Source organism: Actinophytocola sp. (assembly GCF_050699935.1).
GTDB lineage: Bacteria > Actinomycetota > Actinomycetes > Mycobacteriales > Pseudonocardiaceae > Actinophytocola.
On record NZ_JBOHGB010000135.1, the window covers coordinates 1 to 19991 of the forward strand.

The 19991-nt window shown below is 71.1% G+C and carries 21 protein-coding genes and 3 tRNA genes; 5 read left to right on the forward strand and 19 right to left on the reverse strand.

Annotated elements, in window-relative coordinates:
- The 15 genes from ACRDTB_RS30175 to ACRDTB_RS30245 form a co-directional block, all read right to left on the reverse strand.
- Window positions 1-995, reverse strand: a 995-nt coding sequence (locus ACRDTB_RS30175) for a glutamate-1-semialdehyde 2,1-aminomutase (protein WP_431435575.1), incomplete at its 3' end; no start/stop codon positions are given.
- Between the two features lie 4 nt (window positions 996-999).
- A complete protein-coding gene (locus ACRDTB_RS30180; protein ID WP_431435576.1) occupies window positions 1000-1605 on the reverse strand; it encodes a dTDP-4-dehydrorhamnose 3,5-epimerase family protein in 606 nt (201 codons plus the stop codon).
- Window positions 1602-2813: a polysaccharide pyruvyl transferase family protein gene (locus ACRDTB_RS30185; protein WP_431435577.1), complete on the reverse strand. Its 1212-nt coding sequence runs from the start codon at window positions 2811-2813 to the stop codon at window positions 1602-1604. The genes ACRDTB_RS30180 and ACRDTB_RS30185 overlap by 4 nt, the downstream gene beginning before the upstream one ends.
- Window positions 2810-3757, reverse strand: a complete 948-nt coding sequence (locus ACRDTB_RS30190; RefSeq protein ID WP_431435592.1) for a glycosyltransferase family 2 protein — start codon at window positions 3755-3757, stop codon at window positions 2810-2812. The genes ACRDTB_RS30185 and ACRDTB_RS30190 overlap by 4 nt, the downstream gene beginning before the upstream one ends.
- An 8-nt stretch (window positions 3758-3765) precedes the next feature.
- Complete coding sequence (locus tag ACRDTB_RS30195; protein WP_431435578.1) at window positions 3766-5082, reverse strand: hypothetical protein; 1317 nt, start codon at window positions 5080-5082, stop codon at window positions 3766-3768.
- Between the two features lie 6 nt (window positions 5083-5088).
- Window positions 5089-6348: a DUF4910 domain-containing protein gene (locus tag ACRDTB_RS30200; protein ID WP_431435579.1), complete on the reverse strand. Its 1260-nt coding sequence runs from the start codon at window positions 6346-6348 to the stop codon at window positions 5089-5091.
- Window positions 6349-6350: 2 nt separating this feature from the next.
- The gene (locus tag ACRDTB_RS30205) at window positions 6351-7373 is read right to left on the reverse strand and encodes an NAD-dependent epimerase/dehydratase family protein (protein ID WP_431435580.1); all 1023 of its coding nucleotides are present in this window, start codon (window positions 7371-7373) and stop codon (window positions 6351-6353) included.
- Window positions 7358-8086 carry a PIG-L deacetylase family protein gene (locus tag ACRDTB_RS30210; protein ID WP_431435581.1) on the reverse strand — a complete coding sequence of 243 codons (729 nt, stop codon included), beginning with the start codon at window positions 8084-8086 and terminating at the stop codon, window positions 7358-7360. Before ACRDTB_RS30210 ends, ACRDTB_RS30205 begins: the two co-directional genes overlap by 16 nt.
- Window positions 8083-8892 carry a glucose-1-phosphate cytidylyltransferase gene (locus ACRDTB_RS30215; RefSeq protein ID WP_431435582.1) on the reverse strand — a complete coding sequence of 270 codons (810 nt, stop codon included), beginning with the start codon at window positions 8890-8892 and terminating at the stop codon, window positions 8083-8085. The genes ACRDTB_RS30210 and ACRDTB_RS30215 overlap by 4 nt, the downstream gene beginning before the upstream one ends.
- Entirely contained in the window at window positions 8889-10139 is a 1251-nt protein-coding gene (locus ACRDTB_RS30220; RefSeq protein ID WP_431435593.1) for a class I SAM-dependent methyltransferase, read from the reverse strand. The genes ACRDTB_RS30215 and ACRDTB_RS30220 overlap by 4 nt, the downstream gene beginning before the upstream one ends.
- On the reverse strand, window positions 10136-11671 hold the full coding sequence (locus ACRDTB_RS30225) for a sugar transferase (protein ID WP_431435583.1): 1536 nt from the start codon (window positions 11669-11671) through the stop codon (window positions 10136-10138). The genes ACRDTB_RS30220 and ACRDTB_RS30225 overlap by 4 nt, the downstream gene beginning before the upstream one ends.
- A 432-nt stretch (window positions 11672-12103) precedes the next feature.
- Window positions 12104-12177 (reverse strand) — tRNA-Phe (locus ACRDTB_RS30230).
- A 171-nt stretch (window positions 12178-12348) separates the two neighbouring features.
- Window positions 12349-12422, reverse strand: a tRNA-Asp gene (locus ACRDTB_RS30235).
- Between the two features lie 13 nt (window positions 12423-12435).
- Window positions 12436-12508: transfer RNA gene (locus tag ACRDTB_RS30240), tRNA-Glu, on the reverse strand.
- 114 nt (window positions 12509-12622) lie between these two features.
- A complete protein-coding gene (locus tag ACRDTB_RS30245) occupies window positions 12623-12865 on the reverse strand; it encodes a hypothetical protein (protein WP_431435584.1) in 243 nt (80 codons plus the stop codon).
- A gap of 385 nt (window positions 12866-13250) precedes the next feature.
- On the opposite strand from ACRDTB_RS30245, the gene ACRDTB_RS30250 reads away from it, so the two are divergent.
- Together ACRDTB_RS30250 and ACRDTB_RS30255 are read left to right on the forward strand one after the other, a co-directional pair.
- Window positions 13251-13463, forward strand: coding sequence for a heavy-metal-associated domain-containing protein (locus ACRDTB_RS30250; protein WP_431435594.1), 213 nt, complete (start codon window positions 13251-13253; stop codon window positions 13461-13463).
- 690 nt (window positions 13464-14153) lie between these two features.
- Window positions 14154-14492, forward strand: a complete 339-nt coding sequence (locus ACRDTB_RS30255; RefSeq protein ID WP_431435585.1) for a hypothetical protein — start codon at window positions 14154-14156, stop codon at window positions 14490-14492.
- Window positions 14493-14550: 58 nt separating this feature from the next.
- Here ACRDTB_RS30255 and ACRDTB_RS30260 read toward each other — a convergent pair whose 3' ends face one another.
- Complete coding sequence (locus ACRDTB_RS30260; protein WP_075127229.1) at window positions 14551-14754, reverse strand: cold-shock protein; 204 nt, start codon at window positions 14752-14754, stop codon at window positions 14551-14553.
- Between the two features lie 348 nt (window positions 14755-15102).
- Between ACRDTB_RS30260 and ACRDTB_RS30265 the strand changes: the two genes are divergently transcribed.
- Both ACRDTB_RS30265 and ACRDTB_RS30270 read left to right on the forward strand, forming a co-directional pair.
- A complete protein-coding gene (locus ACRDTB_RS30265; RefSeq protein WP_431435586.1) occupies window positions 15103-16323 on the forward strand; it encodes a L,D-transpeptidase in 1221 nt (406 codons plus the stop codon).
- Between the two features lie 54 nt (window positions 16324-16377).
- Window positions 16378-17328: a helix-turn-helix transcriptional regulator gene (locus tag ACRDTB_RS30270; protein ID WP_431435587.1), complete on the forward strand. Its 951-nt coding sequence runs from the start codon at window positions 16378-16380 to the stop codon at window positions 17326-17328.
- A gap of 31 nt (window positions 17329-17359) precedes the next feature.
- On the opposite strand, the gene ACRDTB_RS30275 is transcribed toward ACRDTB_RS30270, so the two are convergent.
- Complete coding sequence (locus ACRDTB_RS30275) at window positions 17360-18103, reverse strand: AraC family transcriptional regulator (RefSeq protein WP_431435588.1); 744 nt, start codon at window positions 18101-18103, stop codon at window positions 17360-17362.
- Window positions 18104-18165: 62 nt separating this feature from the next.
- Here ACRDTB_RS30275 and ACRDTB_RS30280 point away from each other — a divergent pair, with 62 nt between their 5' ends.
- Entirely contained in the window at window positions 18166-18768 is a 603-nt protein-coding gene (locus ACRDTB_RS30280) for a TIGR03086 family metal-binding protein (protein ID WP_431435589.1), read from the forward strand.
- 12 nt (window positions 18769-18780) lie between these two features.
- On the opposite strand, the gene ACRDTB_RS30285 is transcribed toward ACRDTB_RS30280, so the two are convergent.
- Entirely contained in the window at window positions 18781-19230 is a 450-nt protein-coding gene (locus ACRDTB_RS30285; RefSeq protein ID WP_431435590.1) for a hypothetical protein, read from the reverse strand.
- 34 nt (window positions 19231-19264) lie between these two features.
- Window positions 19265-19858 (reverse strand): hypothetical protein, encoded by a 594-nt coding sequence (locus ACRDTB_RS30290; RefSeq protein WP_431435591.1) that lies wholly within the window; start codon window positions 19856-19858, stop codon window positions 19265-19267.
- Between the last annotated feature and the right edge of the window lie 133 nt (window positions 19859-19991).

Consider the following 19991-nt stretch of genomic DNA (forward strand, 5'->3'; position numbering starts at 1 on the left):
GCCACCGCCCGCACGCCGGCCGCCAGCCGCGCGCCGAGCGCGTGCAGCCGCTCGGTGACGCCCTCCTCGGCGTAGGTGTCCATCACCGCCATCGCGGCCGCCAGCGCGTGGGTCTCCGCGCCGTGCGTGGTGGACAGCAGGAACACCCGCTCCCGGGTGTCGCGTAGGCCGCCGAGCTCCATCAGGTCGCGCCGGCCGGCGAGCGCGGACACGGCGAACCCGTTGCCCAGCGCCTTGCCGAAGGTCGACAGGTCCGGGGTCACGCCGTACACACCCTGCGCGCCGGCCGCCGACCAGCGGAACCCGGTGATCATCTCGTCGAAGATCAGCACAACGCCGTGCCGGTCGCACAGCTCGCGCAGCCGCCGCAGGTACCCGGCCGGCGGGTCGGTCAGCGTGGCCGGCTCGAGGATCACGCAGGCGACCCGCCCGCCCGCTACCAGCTCGGCCACCGCGTCGATGTCGCCGTAGGGGAACGTGACCGTGAGGTCCGCCGTGGCGGCCGGGATGCCGGCGGGCATGCCCGTGGTCGCGATGAACCAGTCGTCGGTGGAGAAGAACGGCTGGTCCCCGCACAGCGCCACCAGTGGCCGACCGGTCACCGCGCGGGCCAGCCGGATCGCCGCGGTCGTCACGTCCGAGCCGTTCTTCGCGAACTTGACCATCTCCGCGGTCGGTACGGTGGCCAGGAACCGCGCCGCCGCCTCGATCTCGATCGCCGCCGGCCGCACGAAGTTGCCGCCGAGGTCCAACTGCGCGCGGACGGCCTCGACGACGCGCGGGTGCGCGTGCCCGAGGCTGACCGACCGCAGGCCGGAGCCGTACTCGACGAACTCGTTGCCGTCCACGTCCCACACGTGCGCGCCGCGCCCGTGCGAGATCACCGGTGCCATGCCCTCCGGGTACTGGTCCTCGCCCTTGGCGTAGGTGTGCGACCCGCCGGGCACGAGGTCGTGCAGGCGCTTGTTCGCCTCGTGGGACTGGGTGAAGTCCATGGTGCTACCTCGTTCCGGGCTCGTTGGTCACGGCTTTGGTCACCGCTTTGGTCACCGCTTTGGTCACGGCTTTGGTCACCGCGTCGGCGAGCGGCGGCGCCTGCCGGTCCCGCTCCGACACGAACGCGACCGGGAGCGGCCACGGGATCGCCAGCTCCGGGTCGTCGAACGCGATCGACACGTCCTGCGCCGGGTCGTGCGGGCGGTCGATGCGGTACGACACGTCCGCGGGGTCGGTGAGCGCCTGGAAGCCGTGCGCGCAGCCGGCCGGCACGTACAGCGTCACCTGGGTCTCGCCGGACAGCTCGAAGAAGCGGATGTTGCGGTAGGTCGACGAGCCGGGCCGCAGGTCGACCACCACGTCGAAGACCCGGCCGTACGAGCAGCGCACGAGCTTGGCCTCGCCGCGGCCGGCGCGCAGGTGCATGCCGCGCACGACTCCCCTGCGGGAGCGGGAGATGCTGTCCTGCGCGAACCCGTCCGGGTCGATGCACACCGAGCGGGCCACCTCCGCGTCGAACGTGCGGCTGAAGAACCCGCGCTCGTCGACGTGCGGGGTCGGCTCGAACAGGAACGCGCCGACGATCTCGGGGACCGGGACGGCTTTCATCCGACCCCCTGCCCGACTCGGGTGTCTCGGGGCGGCGCCTGTCGGATGAACTCCGACAGCTCGGCGAACTGCCGCTCGACGAGACCCGCGGCGTGCAGGCCGCGCGCCGCCACGGTGGCACGCAGCTCGTCGTGGCGCCGCTCGAGCTCGGTGAACTGCTTGATCAGGAGGCCGACGTCGATGCTTCGGGCGGCCTGACAGAACTCGCCGAGCCCCATGCTCGCCATCAGGGCGTCGTTCTTCGGGGCGTAGCCGATCGACACCGTCGGTATCCCGAGCTTCAACGCGCACACGACATTGTGGTAACGCGTCGCGACGACCGTGTCGACCTCCGCCATCGCGCCCATCAGCTCGTCGAGGTCGGTCACCTTGGCCGTCTCGACCAGCGGGGACCCGACCTCCGCGGTGATCTCGACGGCGACCACCAGGTCCGAACGGTCTCCGATGAACAGCCGCACCCGCCGGTCGCCGGCGACGAGCCATCGAACGAACGTCGTCAGGTCGGCGACGTAGCGGGCACGGACCTCGTGCGCGCGGCTCCGGTCCCGGTTCTCGCCGCGGTATGCCATGACACCGACACCCACGATCCCGGTGCTCGCCACGGACGGCGGCGCGGTGGCACCGAACACCAGATCCGGATAGATCTCGTCCCCGTCGGTGTCGACGCCCATCGCCCGCATCGCGTCGCGGGACAGCGCGTCGCGGAAGGAGCGATAGCCGGCGGCCTTCGCCGCGCGCACGACGACCATCCGGCCGACCCCGTTCTCGACGACCGTCGCACCGACGCTGAGCAGCGCCACCGGGGTGCCCAGGAGCCTGCCGCTCAGGCACGTCAGCATCAGGGAGTACGGAAAACCCCATGGGCGGACGGGAAGCACGGACTCGAGCACGCCCATCCCCGGCACGATCACGACATCCTGACGCCGCACCCAGACGGCGGTGCGGACCGCATCGATGATCTTGCCGAGTCCTTTGAGGAACACCGACCGGATGGTGTTGGCCGTCCGGTACTCCCCGCGGTACCAGTTCATCCGCGTCGCCGGCAGGCCGAACCGCTCGGTGACCTCGTCCGGGCCACCGCAGAAGGCGTGCAGCGTGGCGTCGGGATGCGCGGCGCGCAAGTGGTCGAGCACGGCGGCGAGGGAACCGTCGTTGCCGAGGTTCCCGGTGCCGAGCAAGCCGAACAGACCGATTCGCCGAGACCTCAAGAGGATCTCACCCCGTGGCCGGGCACGATCCCGTCGATGGACAGCGGCTGGCTCTCGGACGCGACTCCCATGGCCGCGTTGGACGCGCCGACACCGGCACGAGCGCGGCTGGTCAGCCAGCGCCGGAGGTGGCGATAGCACTCCCGCTGCTCGTCGGCCGTGATCGGCGCGCGCCGGACGATGTCCACGAACCCCCAGACGTACTCGGCGAGCAGCCGCGGTGCCGGGTGCAGGAACCGGTTGCCGCGGCGCGGGTCGAGGTTGGCGCATCTGCTGCGCACGGTCGGGTTGGCCCGCTCGGCCCGCGTCGGGTGGTCGCGGCGGAAGTAGAGCAGCTCCGGCACCTGGTGGAACGGACCGTGCATGGCGATCTCGGCGACGTAGGTCCGGTCCGCGTGGTGGTAGCTGGCGTGCGGCTTGACCCGTCTGAGCAGGTCCGCGCGCATGACGCCGTAGAAGTCGTCGCCGCCGGGGGCGAACAGCAGGCTGGCGAACCGTTCCGGCGCCGACGGGGAGTCCGTGGCGAGCGTGTAGTCGAACGGCTCGATGATCTTGCCGTCGGCGTCGACGGACGCGCTCCACGCGTGCGCCAGGATCAGCTCGGGGTGCGCGTCGAGCGCCTCCACGCAACGCCGCAGCAGGTCCCTGCCGTACAGGTCGTCGTGCGAGGCCCACTTGAACAGCTCGCCGCGCGTCAGCGAGAACACGTGGTTGTGGTTGTTCGCGGCGCCGACGTTCTTCGTGAGCCGCTCGTAGCGGACTCGCGAGTCCGCTCGCACGTACCGGCGGCAGATCGCCTCGGTGCCGTCGGTGGAGGCGTTGTCCGTGATGATCAGCTCGAAGTCGTCGTAGCTCTGTCCGAGCAGGGCGTCGAGCGACTCGGCGAGATACTCCTCGCCGTTGTAGACCGGCAGGCCGATGCTCAGCCGTGGCACGGTCCTCATGGCGCTGCTCATGGCGCTCTCATCTCCTTGTTCTCAACCGCGAGCCCGGTGTCGACGGCACCGACGGCACTGCCGACCGCTGGCTCCAGCACCGGCTCGGTTCCGTACTCGCGCAGTCCCGCGCGCAGCTGCGTCCACCACAGGCCGGCGGAGCAGAGCATCGCGATCGTGGACCCCCAGCTGGCCCCGAGGGCGCCCCCCAGCAGGGCGCCCACGACTCCGCCGCCGAAGTACCCGGCGGAGGAGTAGAGCTGTACCCGCAGGCTGCGCCGCGCCGCGCCGAGCGCACGCAGGCCGGCGGCGGCACCGGCGATCAGGCCCGAAGCGGACAGTGCCAGCGTGATCGGGAGCACCAGCTCCCGCGCCGGATCCCAGACCTCGGCCAGCAGGAACTCGCCGGCCGAGTCCGGCAGCACGATCAGCAGCGCGATCCCCCAGCTCAGTGCCGCCAGCGCCTGCACGCCGCCCAGCAGCAGGCAGAACCGCCGCAGCCGGTGCGGCGCGCGGCGCAGCACCCGCGCCGCCTCCGGCACGGCCACCAGGTTCAGCCCCATCAGCAGCGCCATGAACGGGCCGGTCAGCAGCTCCGCGCCGCGGATCGCGCCGACCCCGGCCAGCCCGACGATGCCGCCGACCGCGTACATCCGCAGCTGCCCGGCGCCGCTGTTGCTGACGTTCTCCATGAGGTAACGCGTGCCGAGGTCGCGGTGGGCGATCAGCCACTCGCGGGTCTGGTTCACCCGCGGCCGGATCCCGCTCAGCAGCCAGCCGGCCGCGCCGGCGAACAGCGCGGCACCACCCCAGGCGATCACGAAGCCGGCGACGCTGCCGTGGTCCGCGGCGAGCATCAGCAGGGGAACCATGCTGGCCGCCCACACCAGGTCGACGAACACCGCCTTGCGGCCCTGCCCGTTGGCGAAGAACGCGAACCGCCAGCTGTCCTGCAGCAGCAGCGCGGGGGTGACGATCCCCAGCGCGATGAACGCCCGGCCGAAGGTGTCGCCCACCGCGGCGCCGACCCCGATGCTGAGCACGCCGAAGGCGAGCCCGACCGAGATCGCCGTGCCGCCCGACCGGCTGGTCGCCACGCGCCACCGGTCGACCGCCACGCCGCTGAAGCGGACCACCAGCGGGTCGGTGCCGAGTCCCCGCGACAGGTTCAGCACCACGCCGTAGGTCACCCACGCGAGGCTGAAGATGCCGAACGCCTCCACGCCGAGCGAGCGGGCCACGTAGACCCCGACCAGGAAGTTGGTCATGCTCGACACGCCCTGGTCAGCGAGCCCCCAGGTGAGCCTCTTCGCCAGACCTCGCGCGAAGGACATCGGCATCTACTCCTTGATCAGTCCCGCGTCGGCGAGCGCGTCGGCCGCGGCGGCGACCGTGTCGAAGGCCAGCCCCGCGCGCTCGGCGATGTCGAGCAGGCCGTGCTCCCCGTCGGAGAGGTTGAGCACCCAGAGCATCGCCAGCTGCGCCAGCTTCGCGTCGCTGCGCCCGCCCAGGGAGTCGTACAGGCCGCGCCTGCCCAGCTGCGGCTCGCCGTACGGGAAGAGGTTCACGTAGTGCCGGTCGGCGTCCAGCACGGCGACCGCCTCGCGCAGCACAGCCAGGGTGTCCACCATGGACTCTGGCGCGACGAGGTCCGGGTCGTCGCCGGAGGTGTGGTACTCGGGATACTCCGCGTACGGGGTCCTGGTCAGGCAGCCGACGCCGAGGTTGAACCCGGGCGAGCAGTACTGCCGCTCGTCGTAGCCGTAGGGCGAGAACGGTCGGATCTCATGTGGACGGTCGCGCAGCACGTACGCGAGCACCCGGTCGATCGCCGCGTCGCCGCGGCGGCTCCGCTTGTAGGTCAGCTGCCCGCGGTCGCCCGCGCAGGCGAGGACGAGGCCGTGTTTGACCTGCTCGACGCGGGCCGCGTTGCGGGCGAGCCAGGTGATCGCGCCGATCGTGCCGGGCGCGAACACGAACCGGTAGGTGTGGTACGGGTTCTCCAGTGCCTTCGCCAGCTCGACCGCCACCGCGACGGCCGCCAGGTTGTCGTTCGCGAGCGCCGGGTGGCAGACGTGGCAGGACACGATCACCTCGTCGGTGACCTGCCCGGGCACGACGTGCTCGGCGTAGGTCAGGTGCCCGTCGGCGAGCGTCGAGTCGACGCACACCTCGTAGTCGCCCTCCGGCAACGAGTCCAGCGTGTCCTGGGCGAGGCAGAAGCCCCAGGTGGGCGCGTAGTAGCTGGTCCGGTACGGGATCAGCGACGGCTGGTCGGGCAGGGTGTGCAGGTGCTCGCGCAGCCGAGCCAGCGGCATCGTGGTGTGCACCGGCACGCTGTAGCCCACGAGGTGCAGGGCGTGCTCGCGGAAGTCGACCACCCGCCGGCCGGTGGCGTCGGCGATGTAGGCGTCGCGGACGTTCCACTCCCGCGGCACGGTCCAGTCGAGCACCTCCGTACCGGTCGGCACCTCGTGCACGGTCAGCGGCAGGTGCTCGCCGATGATGTCGAGCGTCGCGCGCAGGCCGTCGCCGGTGATGCTCCGGCACAGCGGGTACAACCGCCGCACCAGAGCATGCATCCGGGTCCCGGGATCCATGATCACCGGTGCCGAAGGGTCTCGTCGACCGTGCCCGCGCTCGACCGGTCGCGCAGCCAGGCCAGCCGGGTGAAGCGGCGCTCGAACTGCTCGGTCGTGAGCCCGTGCCGCTGGTAGGCCTCGATCAGCTCGAGCGCGCCGTCCTTGACCGACCAGGAGCAGTCGAACCCGGGGACCGCCTCGCGGAACCGGGAGAAGTCGACGCGGTAGGAGCGCGGGTCGGCACCCGCCTCGCCGGTGATCCGCAGCCGCGAGCCGGGCACCGCCTCGACGACCTCGGCGGCGATCTCCGCGACGGTCACGTTGTTGCGCTCGGTGCCGATGTTGAAGGCCCTGTCGTGCACCGCCTCCCGGGGCGCGGTGAGCGCGGCGAGGAACGCCCGGGCGATGTCCTGGGCGTGCACCAGCGGCCGCCACGGCGTGCCGTCGGAGAGCACCAGCACCTCGCCGGACAGGTGGGCGTGGCCGACCAGGTTGTTCAGCACGATGTCCGCCCGCAGTCGCGGCGAGTAGCCGAACGCGGTGGCGTTGCGCAGGTACACCGGTGTGAAGCGGTCGTCGGCGAGCTCGTGCAGGTCGTCCTCGACGCGAACCTTGGACTCCGCGTACGGGGTCACCGGGCGCAGCGGCGCGTCCTCGCCCACGAGGTCGTCCCCGCCGGAGGCGCCGTACACCGAGCAGGTCGACGCGTACAGGAACCGCGCGACACCGGCGTCGCGGGCGAGCCGGGCCAGGCGCACGGCCGCGCGGTGGTTGATGTCGTAGGTCAGGTCGGGGGCGAGCGCACCGAGCGGGTCGTTCGACAGCGCCGCCAGGTGGATCACGGCGTCCACACGGGACACGTGGGCCGGGGTGACGTCGCGCAGGTCGACCTCGTGGCCGGGCGGGTCGGCGGGCGCGTCGCCGAGCACGCAGCCGGCGAAGAGCCCCGAGTCGAGGCCGACGACCTCGTGTCCCGCCGCCGTCAGCACCGGTGCCATCACCGTGCCCAGGTAGCCCTTGTGCCCCGTCAACAGGACGCGCATCGCCCCTCCTTACCGCCTGGAAGGACGCCTTCCGGACGCTGGGTGTCAGGAAGGCGTCCTTCCAGGCATTCCTCCAAATCGAGAATCTGCTTGGTGACGTGGAAGGCCTCCGCGTAGCGGACCTGACACTCGATCCCGCGGATCCGCGCCAGGCCCAGGAAGGCCTCCCGGTCGTACCAAGGACGGTGTCGCTGGGAGGCGTAGTGCTGTTGCAGCAGCGTCACTTTTTTCTCGGCCAGCTCGGCCGACATCGGCTGGTACGTGTTGGGCGGCGTGAGGTCGGCGTCCCACTTGACGATCTCGTAGCCGAGCACGAGGTGGTCGCGGAACGCGGTCGGCACGAGCGTGGCCAGGCCGCGGTGGTCCTGGTGCGCGTCGCCCGTGCGCGGCGCGAACACCACGTCGGGGTCGGTGCGCGCGCGGAGGTCCTCGAGCGCGCCCTTGGCCTCGTCCCAGTGGGCGGGCAGGCGCCCGTCGGGCAGCTTGAGCACGGTCACGTCGAGGTCGGCACCGGGGCAGAAGGCGGCGAGCGCGGCGCGTTCCTCCTCCTCCCGCTCGCTGCCGCCGCCGGAGAGCACGAGCGCGTCGACCCGGATCCCCGGCCTGGACAGGCACGTGGCGAGCAGCGTGCCGCCGGCGCCGATCGCGATGTCGTCGCAGTGCGCGCCGAGCGCGACCACGCGGTCGAGCCGGCCCGCGGTCAACCGGATCACGCGGTCCTCGCGGAGATCGGGTGGACCTTCCGGTCGCCGTCCCACAGCGCCCACGGCCGCTCGCCGCGCGCGTAGCCGGCGTCGAGCGCTGCCTTCTCCTTGACCGTGTCCGTCGGCTTCCAGAAGCCGCGGTAAGGGTAGGCGAGCAGCCGGCCGCGCTTGGCCAGCTCGACACAGCCGTCCGCGACCAGGTCGCCGCCCTCGGGGATGTGCTCGAAGACCTCCTGGCGCAGCACGAAGTAGCCGCCGTTCTCCCACATCGGCATCTCGCTCACCGCGGTGATCGCGCCGACCCTGTTGTCCTCGCCCATCTCCACGCAGTGGAACGAGGACTGCGGCGGCACGACCATCATCGACGCACCCGCGTCGGAGCCGGCGAACCGGTCGACCATCACGTCCAGCGGCGCGTCGGTGAGCACGTCGGCGTAGTTGGCGAGGAACATCTCGTCGCCGTCGAGGTGCTCGCGCACCCGGCGCAGCCGCTCCCCGATGGCCGACTCGATGCCGGTCTGGATGAACGAGATCGACCAGTCCGCGATGTCGGTGGCGAGCAGTTCGGCCTTGCCGCCCCGCAGCACGAAGTCGTTGGAGATGGTCTCCTCGTAGTTGAGGAAGAAGTTCTTGATGTGGTGGGCCCCGTAACCGAGGCACAACACGAACTCCTTGTGCCCGAAGTGCGCGTAGTAGCGCATGACGTGCCAGATCAGCGGCCGCGGGCCGACCATGGCCATCGGCTTCGGCACGTCGTCGGCGGTCCCGTTGCGCATGCGCATCCCGTACCCGCCGCAGAACAGCACGACCTTCATTTCCGTGTCACCTCGACGACTTCCAGGCTCGGGATGGGGAAGACCAGCCGCCCGCCCCATTCGCCCACATAGGACAGTTGCTCGGTCAGCTCCGCGCGCAGGTTCCACGGGAGCACGAGCACGTAGTCCGGCCGGTCCTCGGCGATCCGTTCCGGAGGCAGGATCGGGATCCGGGTACCCGGGGTGAACCTGCCGTGCTTGTAGGGGTTGCGGTCCACCGTGTACGCCAGCAGGTCCGGCCGGATGCCGCAATGGTTGAGCAGGGTGTTGCCCTTGCCGGGGGCGCCGTAGCCCACGACGGTCTTGCCACGCGCTGCGGCGATGGTCAGGAAGGCGAGCAGCTCGCGGCGCACGGTGGCCACCCGCCGGGCGAACTCGGCGTACCCGGCGAGCTCGTGCAGCCCGGCGGCCTTCTCCCGGGCGAGCACGTCGGTCACCCGTCGGCTGGGTTCGATGTCGGTCCCGCCGGCGACCTCGGCCGGCCGCGCGAACAGCCGGATCGAGCCGCCGTGCGTGTCCAGCAGCTCGACGTCCACAAGGGACAGCCCACCGCTGGCGAGGGCCCGCTGCGCGGCGGCGACCGTGTAGTACTGGAAGTGCTCGTGGTAGATCGTGTCGTACTGGTTGCGCTCGAACAGGGTCAGCAGGTGCTGCACCTCGATGGACACCCAGCCGTCGTCGGCGACGAGCGCGCGCAGGCCCTTCGTGAAGCCCACGACGTCGGGGATGTGCGCGTAGACGTTGTTGGCCACGACGAGGTCGGCCGGCCCGTGCTCGGCACGCACGGCCGCGCCCGTCTCCGGGCCGAGGAACGCGGTGAGCGTGTCGATGCCCTTCTCCCGCGCGGCCGCGCCGACGTTGACCGACGGCTCGATGCCGAGGCAGCGGACGCCCTCGGCGGCCACGTGCTGGAGCAGGTAGCCGTCGTTGCTGGCGACCTCGACGACGAACGAGCCGGTGTCGAGTCCGAAGCGCACGGTCGAGTCCCGGACGAACGTCCGCGCGTGCTCGACCCAGGAGGTCGAGTAGGACGAGAAGTAGGCGTACTCGGTGAACGTGTCCTCGGGGGTGATCAGCGGGGGCAGCTGGGCGAGCCAGCAGCCGGTGCACACCCGCAGGTGCAGCGGATAGGTCAGCTCGGGCTCGTCGAGCTGCGCCGCGGTGAGGAACAGCTCGCACGGCGGGGTGGCGCCGAGGTCCACGACGCTCACGAGGTCGGTCGAGCCGCACAGTCGACAGGTCATCAGTAGGCCCCCTGCCCGCCGAGCACCGCCCGGAAGGTCTTCCACAGGATCATCGCGTCGAGTGCGAGTGACCAGTCCTCCACGTATCGCAGGTCCAGTCGGACCGCCTCCTCCCATGGCAGGTCGCTGCGCCCGCTGACCTGCCACAGTCCGGTCAGTCCGGGCTTGACGAGCAGCCGCCGCCGCATGTCCGGCTCGTAGCGCGCGGACTCCTCGGGCAGCGGCGGCCGCGGTCCCACCAGCGACATGGCGCCGGTGAGCACGTTGAACAGCTGCGGCAGCTCGTCGAGCGAGTAGCGCCGCAGGATCGCGCCGACCCGGGTGACCCGCGGGTCCTTGCGCATCTTGAACAGCACGCCGGCGCCGTCGTTGTCCTTCGCGAGCTCGGCCCTGCGGCGGTCGGCGTCGCGGATCATCGTGCGGAACTTGACGATGGTGAACTCCCGGCCGCCCTTGCCGACCCGGCGCTGCGTGTAGAACACCCGCCCGCGGGAGTCGATCATGATGGCGATGGCGGCGAGTGTCATGACCGGCAGGCACATGGCGATGAGCAGGACCGCGCCGATCCGGTCGAAGATGCCCTTGACCACCTTGCGCATGCCGGTGAACACCGGGGCGCTGACCCGCAGCAGCGGCATGCCGAGCACGCCGCTGACGTGTAACCGTGGCCCGGCGACTTCCATGAGCGTCGGGGCCACCACCATCTCGGCGCCGCTGCCCTCGAGCCGCCAGGCGAGCTGCTGGAGCCGGCGCGGGGTCCAGTAGGAGTCCGCGGTGACGGCGACGATGCGGTAGCCGCCGCGGCGGACGTGCTCGGCGACCTCGTCGAGCCGGCCGACCACGGACACCCCGTCGACGTGGTCGATCTCGCGGGCGTCGCCGTTCGCACCGGTCACGCCGGTGCCGTCGACCGTGCAGACCGCGGCGACCCGCCAGCCGATGTGCGAGGCGGCCCTGGTGCGGTCGATCAGGTCGCGGACGGTCTCGACGCTGCCGGCGGCCATGACGGGCAGCAGGCACTCGCCGTAGTGGCGGAGGCGGTGCAGGACCTGGCGGAGCAGGTAGCGGAAGAGCAGCGCGACGAGGGCGATCGACGGGATCACGACGAAGACCCAGGGCCGCGCGGACACGACGCCGGTGGCCAGCCCGGCCAGACCGAGGGCGACGGCCGCCGCGAACATGCCGCGGCCGAGCCGGACGTACTCCTCGGCGCCCTGCCCGAGCGTGCGGAGGTTCCACGCCCGGTTCATGGCGAGGGAGACGAGGACGACGATCACGGTGAGCCCGCCGAGGACCAGGTCCTTGAACAGCGCGGCGCCGCTGACGCTGATCAGCCCGCCGACGACGAGGGAGACGCAGAAGGTGACGAGGACGTCGGAGAGGATCACGTAGCGGCGGTAGGTGGGCTCCCAGCTGGTCGCGGGTGGCTGGGTGGTGGGTTCTCCCGCGGGGATCAGGTCCGAGTGGCGGTCGGCGGACAGACCCCGCAGGATCGCCGGTCTGCGACGCGGGGCGTGTAGTCGTTGCTCACTCATTGTGGTCCCCCCGGCCGCACGCATGCGCGCATGGCTGGTGTGAGGGCGTCCCCGAGAGCCCGGTGCGGTCCGATTTCTCTTGCGAACCAACGGATCGATTTGCCCCTGCCGATCCGGGTCTCGCGTTCGTTCTCTGATTCGCTCGGCGTCGGGCGGCTGTTACACGGAGGGTGAGTCCCGTATCCCCCTGATCGGGGAGTAAGCCGCCCGGCACCTGGGCCGATCGGGTATCAGGCGATTCCGTGCGGGTTGTCGATCACACACCGCCACGCCCCGTCGAACCGTTGCGCGAATAGAAGGTGCGCCCCATGAGGTACCGGTTGACGTCGGAGAACGCCTCCCCGGTCACGGGCCGGGAGCGCGTCGAGATCACCGGAGTCGAATGCGGCGACGTAACAAGGCCCCGAGCGGACAATGTCCGTCGGGGCGGAGTGGCCAGGGGCGGGATCGAACCGCCGACCTACCGCTTTTCAGGCGGTCGCTCATACCAACTGAGCTACCTGGCCATGAAGATCAAGATCCAAATTCTCACTACGTGTCCTGGTCCAAACCCAACGCGACAACGCTGGGTTCGGCGGAGCTCGCACCGTGGGGAGTTTGGGGGGCTCGGCCCCCCAGCATCACGGCGGAGTGACAAGGTCGGCGCTCTCCGCCGACACAGATCACCCGGAACTCCGCGACCCAGACGGGACTCGAACCCGCGACCTTCGCCGTGACAGGGCGACGCGCTAACCAACTGCGCCACTGGGCCTTGCTGTCGTGCGTGCTCCCAACGGGATTCGAACCCGCGCTGCCGCCTTGAAAGGGCGGAGTCCTAGGCCGCTAGACGATGGGAGCCCGGGTTGCCCGCTCGGAGCACAGAAAGCATAGGACACGACCCGCTCCGCCTCCAAAGCGGGTATCGCCGGCCGTGCCACCTCGCCGAACGCCGGACTCCAGTCGCGATGCCACCTACCGCCGAACCGGCGGGACGCCGTCTTCTCCTGGTGCGAGGCCGAGCATCTCGAGCAACTCCTTGCAGTCCTCGACGCCCTGCGCGCCGCGGGCGACCGCGAGCTGCGCGCGGCGTACCTGCTCGTCGGTCACCCGCGAGGTCTCGCCGGTGCGCTGGGTGGGGACGCTGCCGAGCCCCAGCGAGGGGTCACGGGTCTCCTGCTGTAGCAGGAAGTCACGAACTTCGACCGGTCCGCTCATAGCGCCGCCCTCCCCGACCATCCAGGTATTGGCGGAGAGGCTATGAGACCAGGGGCATCATCCACAGCCCCCCGAGGAGTGAATCCTTACCACACGCATAGTAGTCAGCGGTGATCAGGGGCCCCTCTTGCGACCGAGGCCAATCAGGTGATGTTCAACGAATCACTCGAACGGACGTACGACCGCGACCGCGGACACCCGCACACCTACGCAGACGGCGTGCCGCGACACGTGACGCTGCCAGATCGCTCAATGACCTGCGGTTACGCATTTCGGACAAGCCGACCCATGTGGGGGACGCCCGACGTCTCAAGCGGGCCGCGCCGTGCTCCGAAGACACGGGAGGGATGGGGAGTCCTGTGAATAGGAGGAACCTGTAGTGCCCATGCACACGATCTACAACGTGTTCAGTGTCGCCGGGATGACCTGCGAGCACTGCGCCGCCTCGATCACCGAGGAGCTGTCCGAATTGGACAACGTCACCGACGTGTCGGTGAACCTCGCGACCGGCAACGTCACGATCGCCAGTGCCGACGAGCTGAGCCACCCGCAGGTCGAGGCGGCGCTGGCCCAGGCAGGTCACCGCCTGGCCAGCTGACCAGCGGCATCGGCCGCACCCGGCCGCACGCCGAGGCGAGGGCAGGCGTGCACCGACCCTCCGACCGCGGGCGATCCTCGCCGTGGCGGCGCCACCCGCACCGCCTCTGGGCTCACCGCCCGCGCACCCCCCAATACCGCCGGCTCCCGCGCGAGTTCGTCCGGCGCCACTCCGCTCGCGCCACCGCATCCGGTACCGCCGCGTCCGGTACCGCTCCGGGCCGCGGGTACGGCTTTTCCGGGCAACGCCGTGACCTCGCCAGTCACACCGCGGCCGGGCCGCGAAGGAGGACTGGTGGAGCACGGGTGGGGCGGTGGAGGAGTCTCACTCCCTTCCGAGGATCAGGTGAATAGTTCTCTCAAGTTTTCACCCTTACCTACTCCCCACGAAGCTCGTGCGCGTGCAACAATCGAGGCGCTGACACACCCCCGGTCAGCGCCTGTGGAGATCCCCTCCGGCCCCCGCGTTCCTCCCCCTGGCGCGGGGGCCTCTCCATGTCTGGCGGTGCTCACCGGCCGCCACGGACGACCCGCCGGGACGAAATCTTCGTCACCTCACCGGGTGCCGCGCGTGCTCGAGGACCCACCTGAGGTGCGGCTTTACCACTGTCACTGTCCGTACAGGAACCCTTACCGGCCAAAAGTGGCTGTCTTGCTTGGTAGGCCGCAACCGCTTCGTTATCCTCTGCTGGTGCTTTTCACAGGACGTAGCCGACCGAGCGGCCCCACGGCGGAAGTGCCACCCAACGCCGGGCGCCACCGCACCGAGGCCCACGAGCAGGAGGAGAACCTGCCCGACCACGAGCTCGAGTCCTACCTCGCGGCACTGTCTCCCGAAGGCGACCCGGAGTCGACCGGGTCCGGACGCCGGTTCGGCGGCTCGCAGGTCTACCAGCTGCGCCTGCCGCTCATGGCCAACGAACGCCTCCGCGAGCTCGCCGCGTACCACCAGACCTCCCCGATGGCGCTCACCCAGGAATGGGTGCTGCAGCGCCTCGAGTGGGAGTCCCAGCAGCACCACCGCCGCTAGCCCGACAAAAGGGCCCCGGTCGCCGAGACCGGGGCCCTTCAGTCACTCGCTGCCAAAACTAGAGCGCGCGCACGTTCGTGGCCTGTGGGCCCTTCGTGCCCTGCCCGACCTCGAACTCCACCCGCTGGTTCTCCTCCAGGGTCCGGAAGCCCTTGCCCTGGATCTCCGAGTAGTGCACGAAGACGTCGGCGCCGCCGTCGTCGACGGCGATGAAGCCGAAGCCCTTCTCGGAGTTGAACCACTTCACAGTGCCCTGTGCCATCTACCTGCCTCCATCGCAGGATCAGCATGGGGTTACACCGTGCAACCCCGGCAGCCCCCGGGCGTTGCCTCCGCCAACCTCAGCGAAAGAGCCGCACGCCCGCGTTTTCGTTCCGCGAGCGTGGAATAGCACGAACACAGAAACTAACGGCCTGCGGGGGGAGCCTATCGCGTAGAGCACTCGTTGCACTACCTCTTGCACACGGCCGACTACTGCCTCCGAACGATCTCCGCAGGATGAACGCGGGTGAACCTCTGTGATCCGTGTCACGTTGACGGCAGCCAACGTCATACCGGGCAAAGGCGTCGAAAGAGCGTCAGAACGCCGGGGCACGGACAGGGGGACGAAATGGCGGGGTACAGGGGATATCGCGGAGGGACGAGGCGGCTGCTGCTGCCCGTCCTCGCCACCGGGGTGGTCGTGACGCTGGGGCTCACCGGGTGCGGCTCGAGCACCGACGGGGAGGCGACGCCGTCCTCGGGCCGGACCGACACCGCGCCGCAGGGCCAGGCGGCACCAGACCCGGGTACCAAGATCAGCTTACGGCCGGCCGCCGGCGCGCGCGACGTCAGCCCCGTCGCCCCGGTCGAGGTCAGCGTCACCGACGGCGAGATCGAGGACGTGACGCTCACGAACCCGGCCGGCAAGGAGGTCATCGGCAAGCTCTCCGCCGACGGCACCTCGTGGAGGGTCGGCGAGCCGCTCGGCTTCGGCAAGACCTACACATGGTCCGGCACCGCGGTCGGCGCCGGCGGAGAGCGGCAGGAGATCACCGGCGCGTTCGCCACGACCACGCCGAACGGCCTGGTCGGCACCTCGATCAACACCGGCGACGGAAAGACCTACGGCGTCGCGATGCCGATCGCGGTCACCTTCGACGCCCCGGTCTCCGACAAGGCGGCCGCCGAGCGCGCGATGACCGTGCGGACGTCGGTGCCCGTGGAGGGCGCGTGGGCGTGGCTCGACGACCAGCGGGCGCACTGGCGGCCGCGGAACTACTGGCCGGCCGGCACGGAGGTCACGGTGGACCTCAGGCTCTACGGCGTGCCCTACGGCGACGGCGTGTACGGCGCGGCGGACATGACCTCGCGGTTCACCATCGGCCGCGACCAGGTCGTGAAGGCGAACACGAAGACCCACCGCGTGCGGGTGCTCCGGGACGGCAGGGTGATCCAGGACTTCCCGGCCAGCATGGGCCTGGAGTCCGACCCGGGCCGGGTGACCAACAGCGGCACGCACGTCGTGATGTCCAAGCACGAGACGTACAAGATGACCAACCCGAGGTACGAGTACTTCAACGTCGAGGTGCCGTGGGCGGTCCGGATCTCCAACAACGGCGAGTTCATCCACGGGTACGCGCCCTCCATCCCGCATCAGGGCGAGCGGAACGTCTCGCACGGCTGCGTGAACCTGTCCCCGGCCAACGCCGAGGTCTACTTCGACGCCGCGCAGATCGGGGACCCGGTGGAGATCACCGGCAGCACCAACCAGCTCGACGCGTCCGACGGCGACTACTACGACTGGGCCATTCCGTGGGACGAGTGGACCGGGATGTCCGCCCTGTCCTGACCGGCGAGTGCATAATTCGCGCTGGCAGGGTCCGGCGGCCGGCGGGAGCGCGTGATGCAGGGTGGGGCACGATCGCGGCGGGTCCCGGCCAACCTGGAGCGGCGGTTCGCGACGCTATCCGCCGTCCTCGGCTCGCCGGCCACGAATGACGACGACACACCCGACGACGAGGTGGCCGCCGGCTACCTCGTCGTCCGGGCCTCCGGGGCGAGCGCGGCCCGGCTCGCCATCGACGCGATCCGCCAGCCGTCGCTGGCCAGGCTCAAGGCGGAGCCGGACCAGATCCAGCTGGTCATGCGTGCCTCGCTACCGCGCTACCTGCCCGCGGGCGGGGTGCGCCTCGAGTTCACCGAGTGCGCGCTGCGGGCTCAGCCGGCCGACCGCCCGGGCCGGCACGGGACCGTGCTGCTGACCGTCGCGACCGGCAAGCTGTCGATCAGCTTCGCCGAGCTGCGCCCGCTGCTGTTCCGCCCGGTGCCGGTGGAGCGGCCGCTGCAGACGCTGTTCGCCGCGGCGGTCGCGCACCTGCTGGTGGTGGCGGAGTCGCTCGACCGGCACGGCATCAGGCCGTACCTGACCGGGCTCGCCGAGTTGGTGCTGCGCAGCGCCCTGCGGACCGAGCTGAACCGCGCCGACGCGATCGCCACCCGCCGGCGCGACGCGGTCGAGTACATCAAGGAGAACCTGGCCGACCCGACGCTGTCCGCGGACCGGATCGCCGACGCGCTGTTCATCTCGCGCCGCCGCCTGTACCAGCTCTTCGACGACGGCGACGGGGTGTCGGGCCGGATCCGGCAGCTGCGCATCGACCGGGCGAAGGAGCTGCTCGGCGACCCGGCGCACGCGGTGAAGGGCATCGGGGAGATCTCCCGGCAGTGCGGCTTCGCCAACGCGGCCCACTTCTCCCGCACGTTCCGCAAGGTGGTCGGCGAGACCCCGCGCGACTACCGCGACCGGGTCCTGAAAGGCCTGGAAGGACGCCTTCCTGACGTTGAGCGTCCGTAAGGCGTCCTTCCAGGCCTCGCTGGCCGGGCGGTCAGTAGCGCTCGGCGTACCGGGTCGGCGACTCGCCGAACATGGCGCGGAAGTCGCGGACGAAGTGCGCCTGGTCCGCGTAGCCCAGCTCGAAGGCCAGCGAGGCCCAGTCGATCTCGGCGCCCGCGGCGAGCCGCTCGGTGACCTCGTGCAGCCGGTAGCGGCGGATCACCCACTTCGGCCCGATGCCCACGTACTCCGCGAACAGCCGCTGCAGGGCCCGCACGCTCATGCCGGCCTCGGCGGCGAGCCTGCCGACCCGCATGATCCCCGGTGAGGCGGAGATCGTCGCGACGATCTCCGCCGCCTCCTCGGTCCGCGGGTCGGGCTCGGGCAGGTGCGCGCGCAGGAACTCCTCGACCGTCCCGATCTCGGGTGGCGACGGCAGGTCCGGCCCGAAGATCTCGCGCGCGTCGACCGACCGGTCGGCCAGCGTCGACACCGGCGCGCCCAGGAACGGCCGGAAGCAGCCGGGCCGGAACTCCACGCCGAACACGCGACCGTCACCTTCCAGGACCTTGACGTGGTAGCCGCTCGAGACACCGCGCACGGTCGCCTCGCCGCCGGAGAGGACGAGGTGCACGTTCGGGTACGGCACGATCCTCTGCCGGTAGGGCTCGCGGTAGCTCCACGAGACGACCCAGTAGCGCGTGACGTAGCGGGCGAGGTCCGGCGACGGGTCCGGGAAGGCGTGCCGCTGGTAGCGCGTCCAGGCGCTGCCGAGCTCTCGGGTGTCCCGTGGCACGCGGCGAGTCTACGTCGCGTTTGTTCAAGACGGTCCGCGCGCGCCCGTGCCAGGCTCGCGCCATGTCCGCCGAACACTCCGCCGAACACAATGCCGAACACATTGCCGGCGCCGCCGCGCGTTTCACCGAGATCGTCCACAACGTCAAGCCCGGCCAGCTCGCCGACCCGACCCCGTGTACCGAGTTCGACGTCCGCGGGCTCGTCAACCACCTGCTGTTCTGGGGCCCGTCGCTGGTGGGCGCCGCCCGCAAGGAGCTCGTGCCGCCGCCCGCGGCGTCGGAGTCCGATGTGGACCTCACGGGCGGAGACTGGGCCGCCGCGCTGGAGGAGCACGCCGGGCGGACCGCGGCCGCGTGGGGTGCGCCCGCCGCGTGGGAGGGCGTGACGCGCATGGGCGGCCCGATGCAGCTGCCGGCCGAGCTGATCGGCGGCATGGTGGCGGGCGAGCTGGTGGTACACGGCTGGGACCTCGCCCGGGCCACCGGCCAGCGTCCCGACTGGGACTCCGACCTGCTGCGCTACGTCCACGGTGAGGTCGAGCGCAGCGCGGAGCTCGGGCGCTCGTCGGGCGTCTACGGCCCGGAGGTCACCGTGCCCGCCGATTCGTCCACATTGGACCGCCTGCTCGCGCTGAGCGGCCGCGATCCGCGGTGGACGCCCTGACCCCGGGAAGCACTACACGACCGTCCAGAGCACGATCAGCACGCTGACGACCACGACGAGGCACGCGGCCACGACGACCAGCTTCCGTGGCCTCGGTTTCCCGGCCCGCACGGCGTTGCGAGACCTCGCGGGTCTCCTCGGCCTCGCGCGTCGCTTCGGCCCCGTGGTGTGCTTCGTACGGCGCTTCGCCCGCCGGATGATCGACACGGCCCGTTCGAGGTCGTGCCGGCTGATTGCCTCGCCGGGATGCGCCACCCGGTTGCGCGTGTCGCGGACGTGCTCGACGTCCCGCAGGCCGATGCCGAGGTGCTGGGCCAGCCGCCGGTTGAACCTCGGCCCGTCCGCCACGGCCCGCGACATGCGCTCCCAACCGGCGAGGATCTTCGCGCCCAGCTCCGCGTCGGAGACGGGGCCGGGCACGGGGCCGGACCTCGTGCGGTCACCGGGTGGCGTCTTCGGCACGGCTTTCTCCAGGCCAGAGCGGGCGTGAACGGGTTCAGGTCGTGGTCGTGACGCGCATCCTCGGGTCGTCGGGCGCCACCTCGAAGTCCACTGAGGACACGAGCTGGCCGAGTACGCCGGCGAGCTCGAGCCAGCCGCGGCCCGTGCTGGAGTGCAGGGTGAACACGGCCATCCGCCGGCCGGCGGGGTCGATGACGACCGCCTGCAGCTGGCAGCCGGCGGCCGGCGCGCCCGCCGTCGGGCCGTCCACGAGGATCCGCTCGGCGATCACGACGGGGTACCCGCGCTCGGTGCGGGACTCGGTCACCTCGCGGATGTCCGGGCCACCCGCGCCGGCCAGGTAGTGGCGCAGCTCGGCCGCCGCGTCCGGCCCGAGCGGCACGTCGGCGGCGACGACCATGCCCACGAGGATCGCCGGATCCGCGCTCGGGTGGGTCACCACGGCCACCAGGCCCGCGCCGTTCGCGTGCGCCAGCTCGGCGGCGTCGCGGGCGGCCAACGTGACACCCGGGTCGTGCTCCGCCTCGCGGCCGCGCACGCCGATGATGGCGTCGGTCAGCGCGCGCTCGGTCGCCTCGACCGACCGCACCGACACGGGCGTGACCCCGTTGATCGCGGCGAGCCTCACGAGTCCGCCCGCAACGGGGTCTCGCCGAACACGATCAGCTCGCCGGTGGGCCGCGCGCCTGCGGCGGACTCCAGCCCACCGGCGTCGGCGAACGCGGCCGGCGCCCCGCTCGGCACCTCGCCGGCCGCCGAGC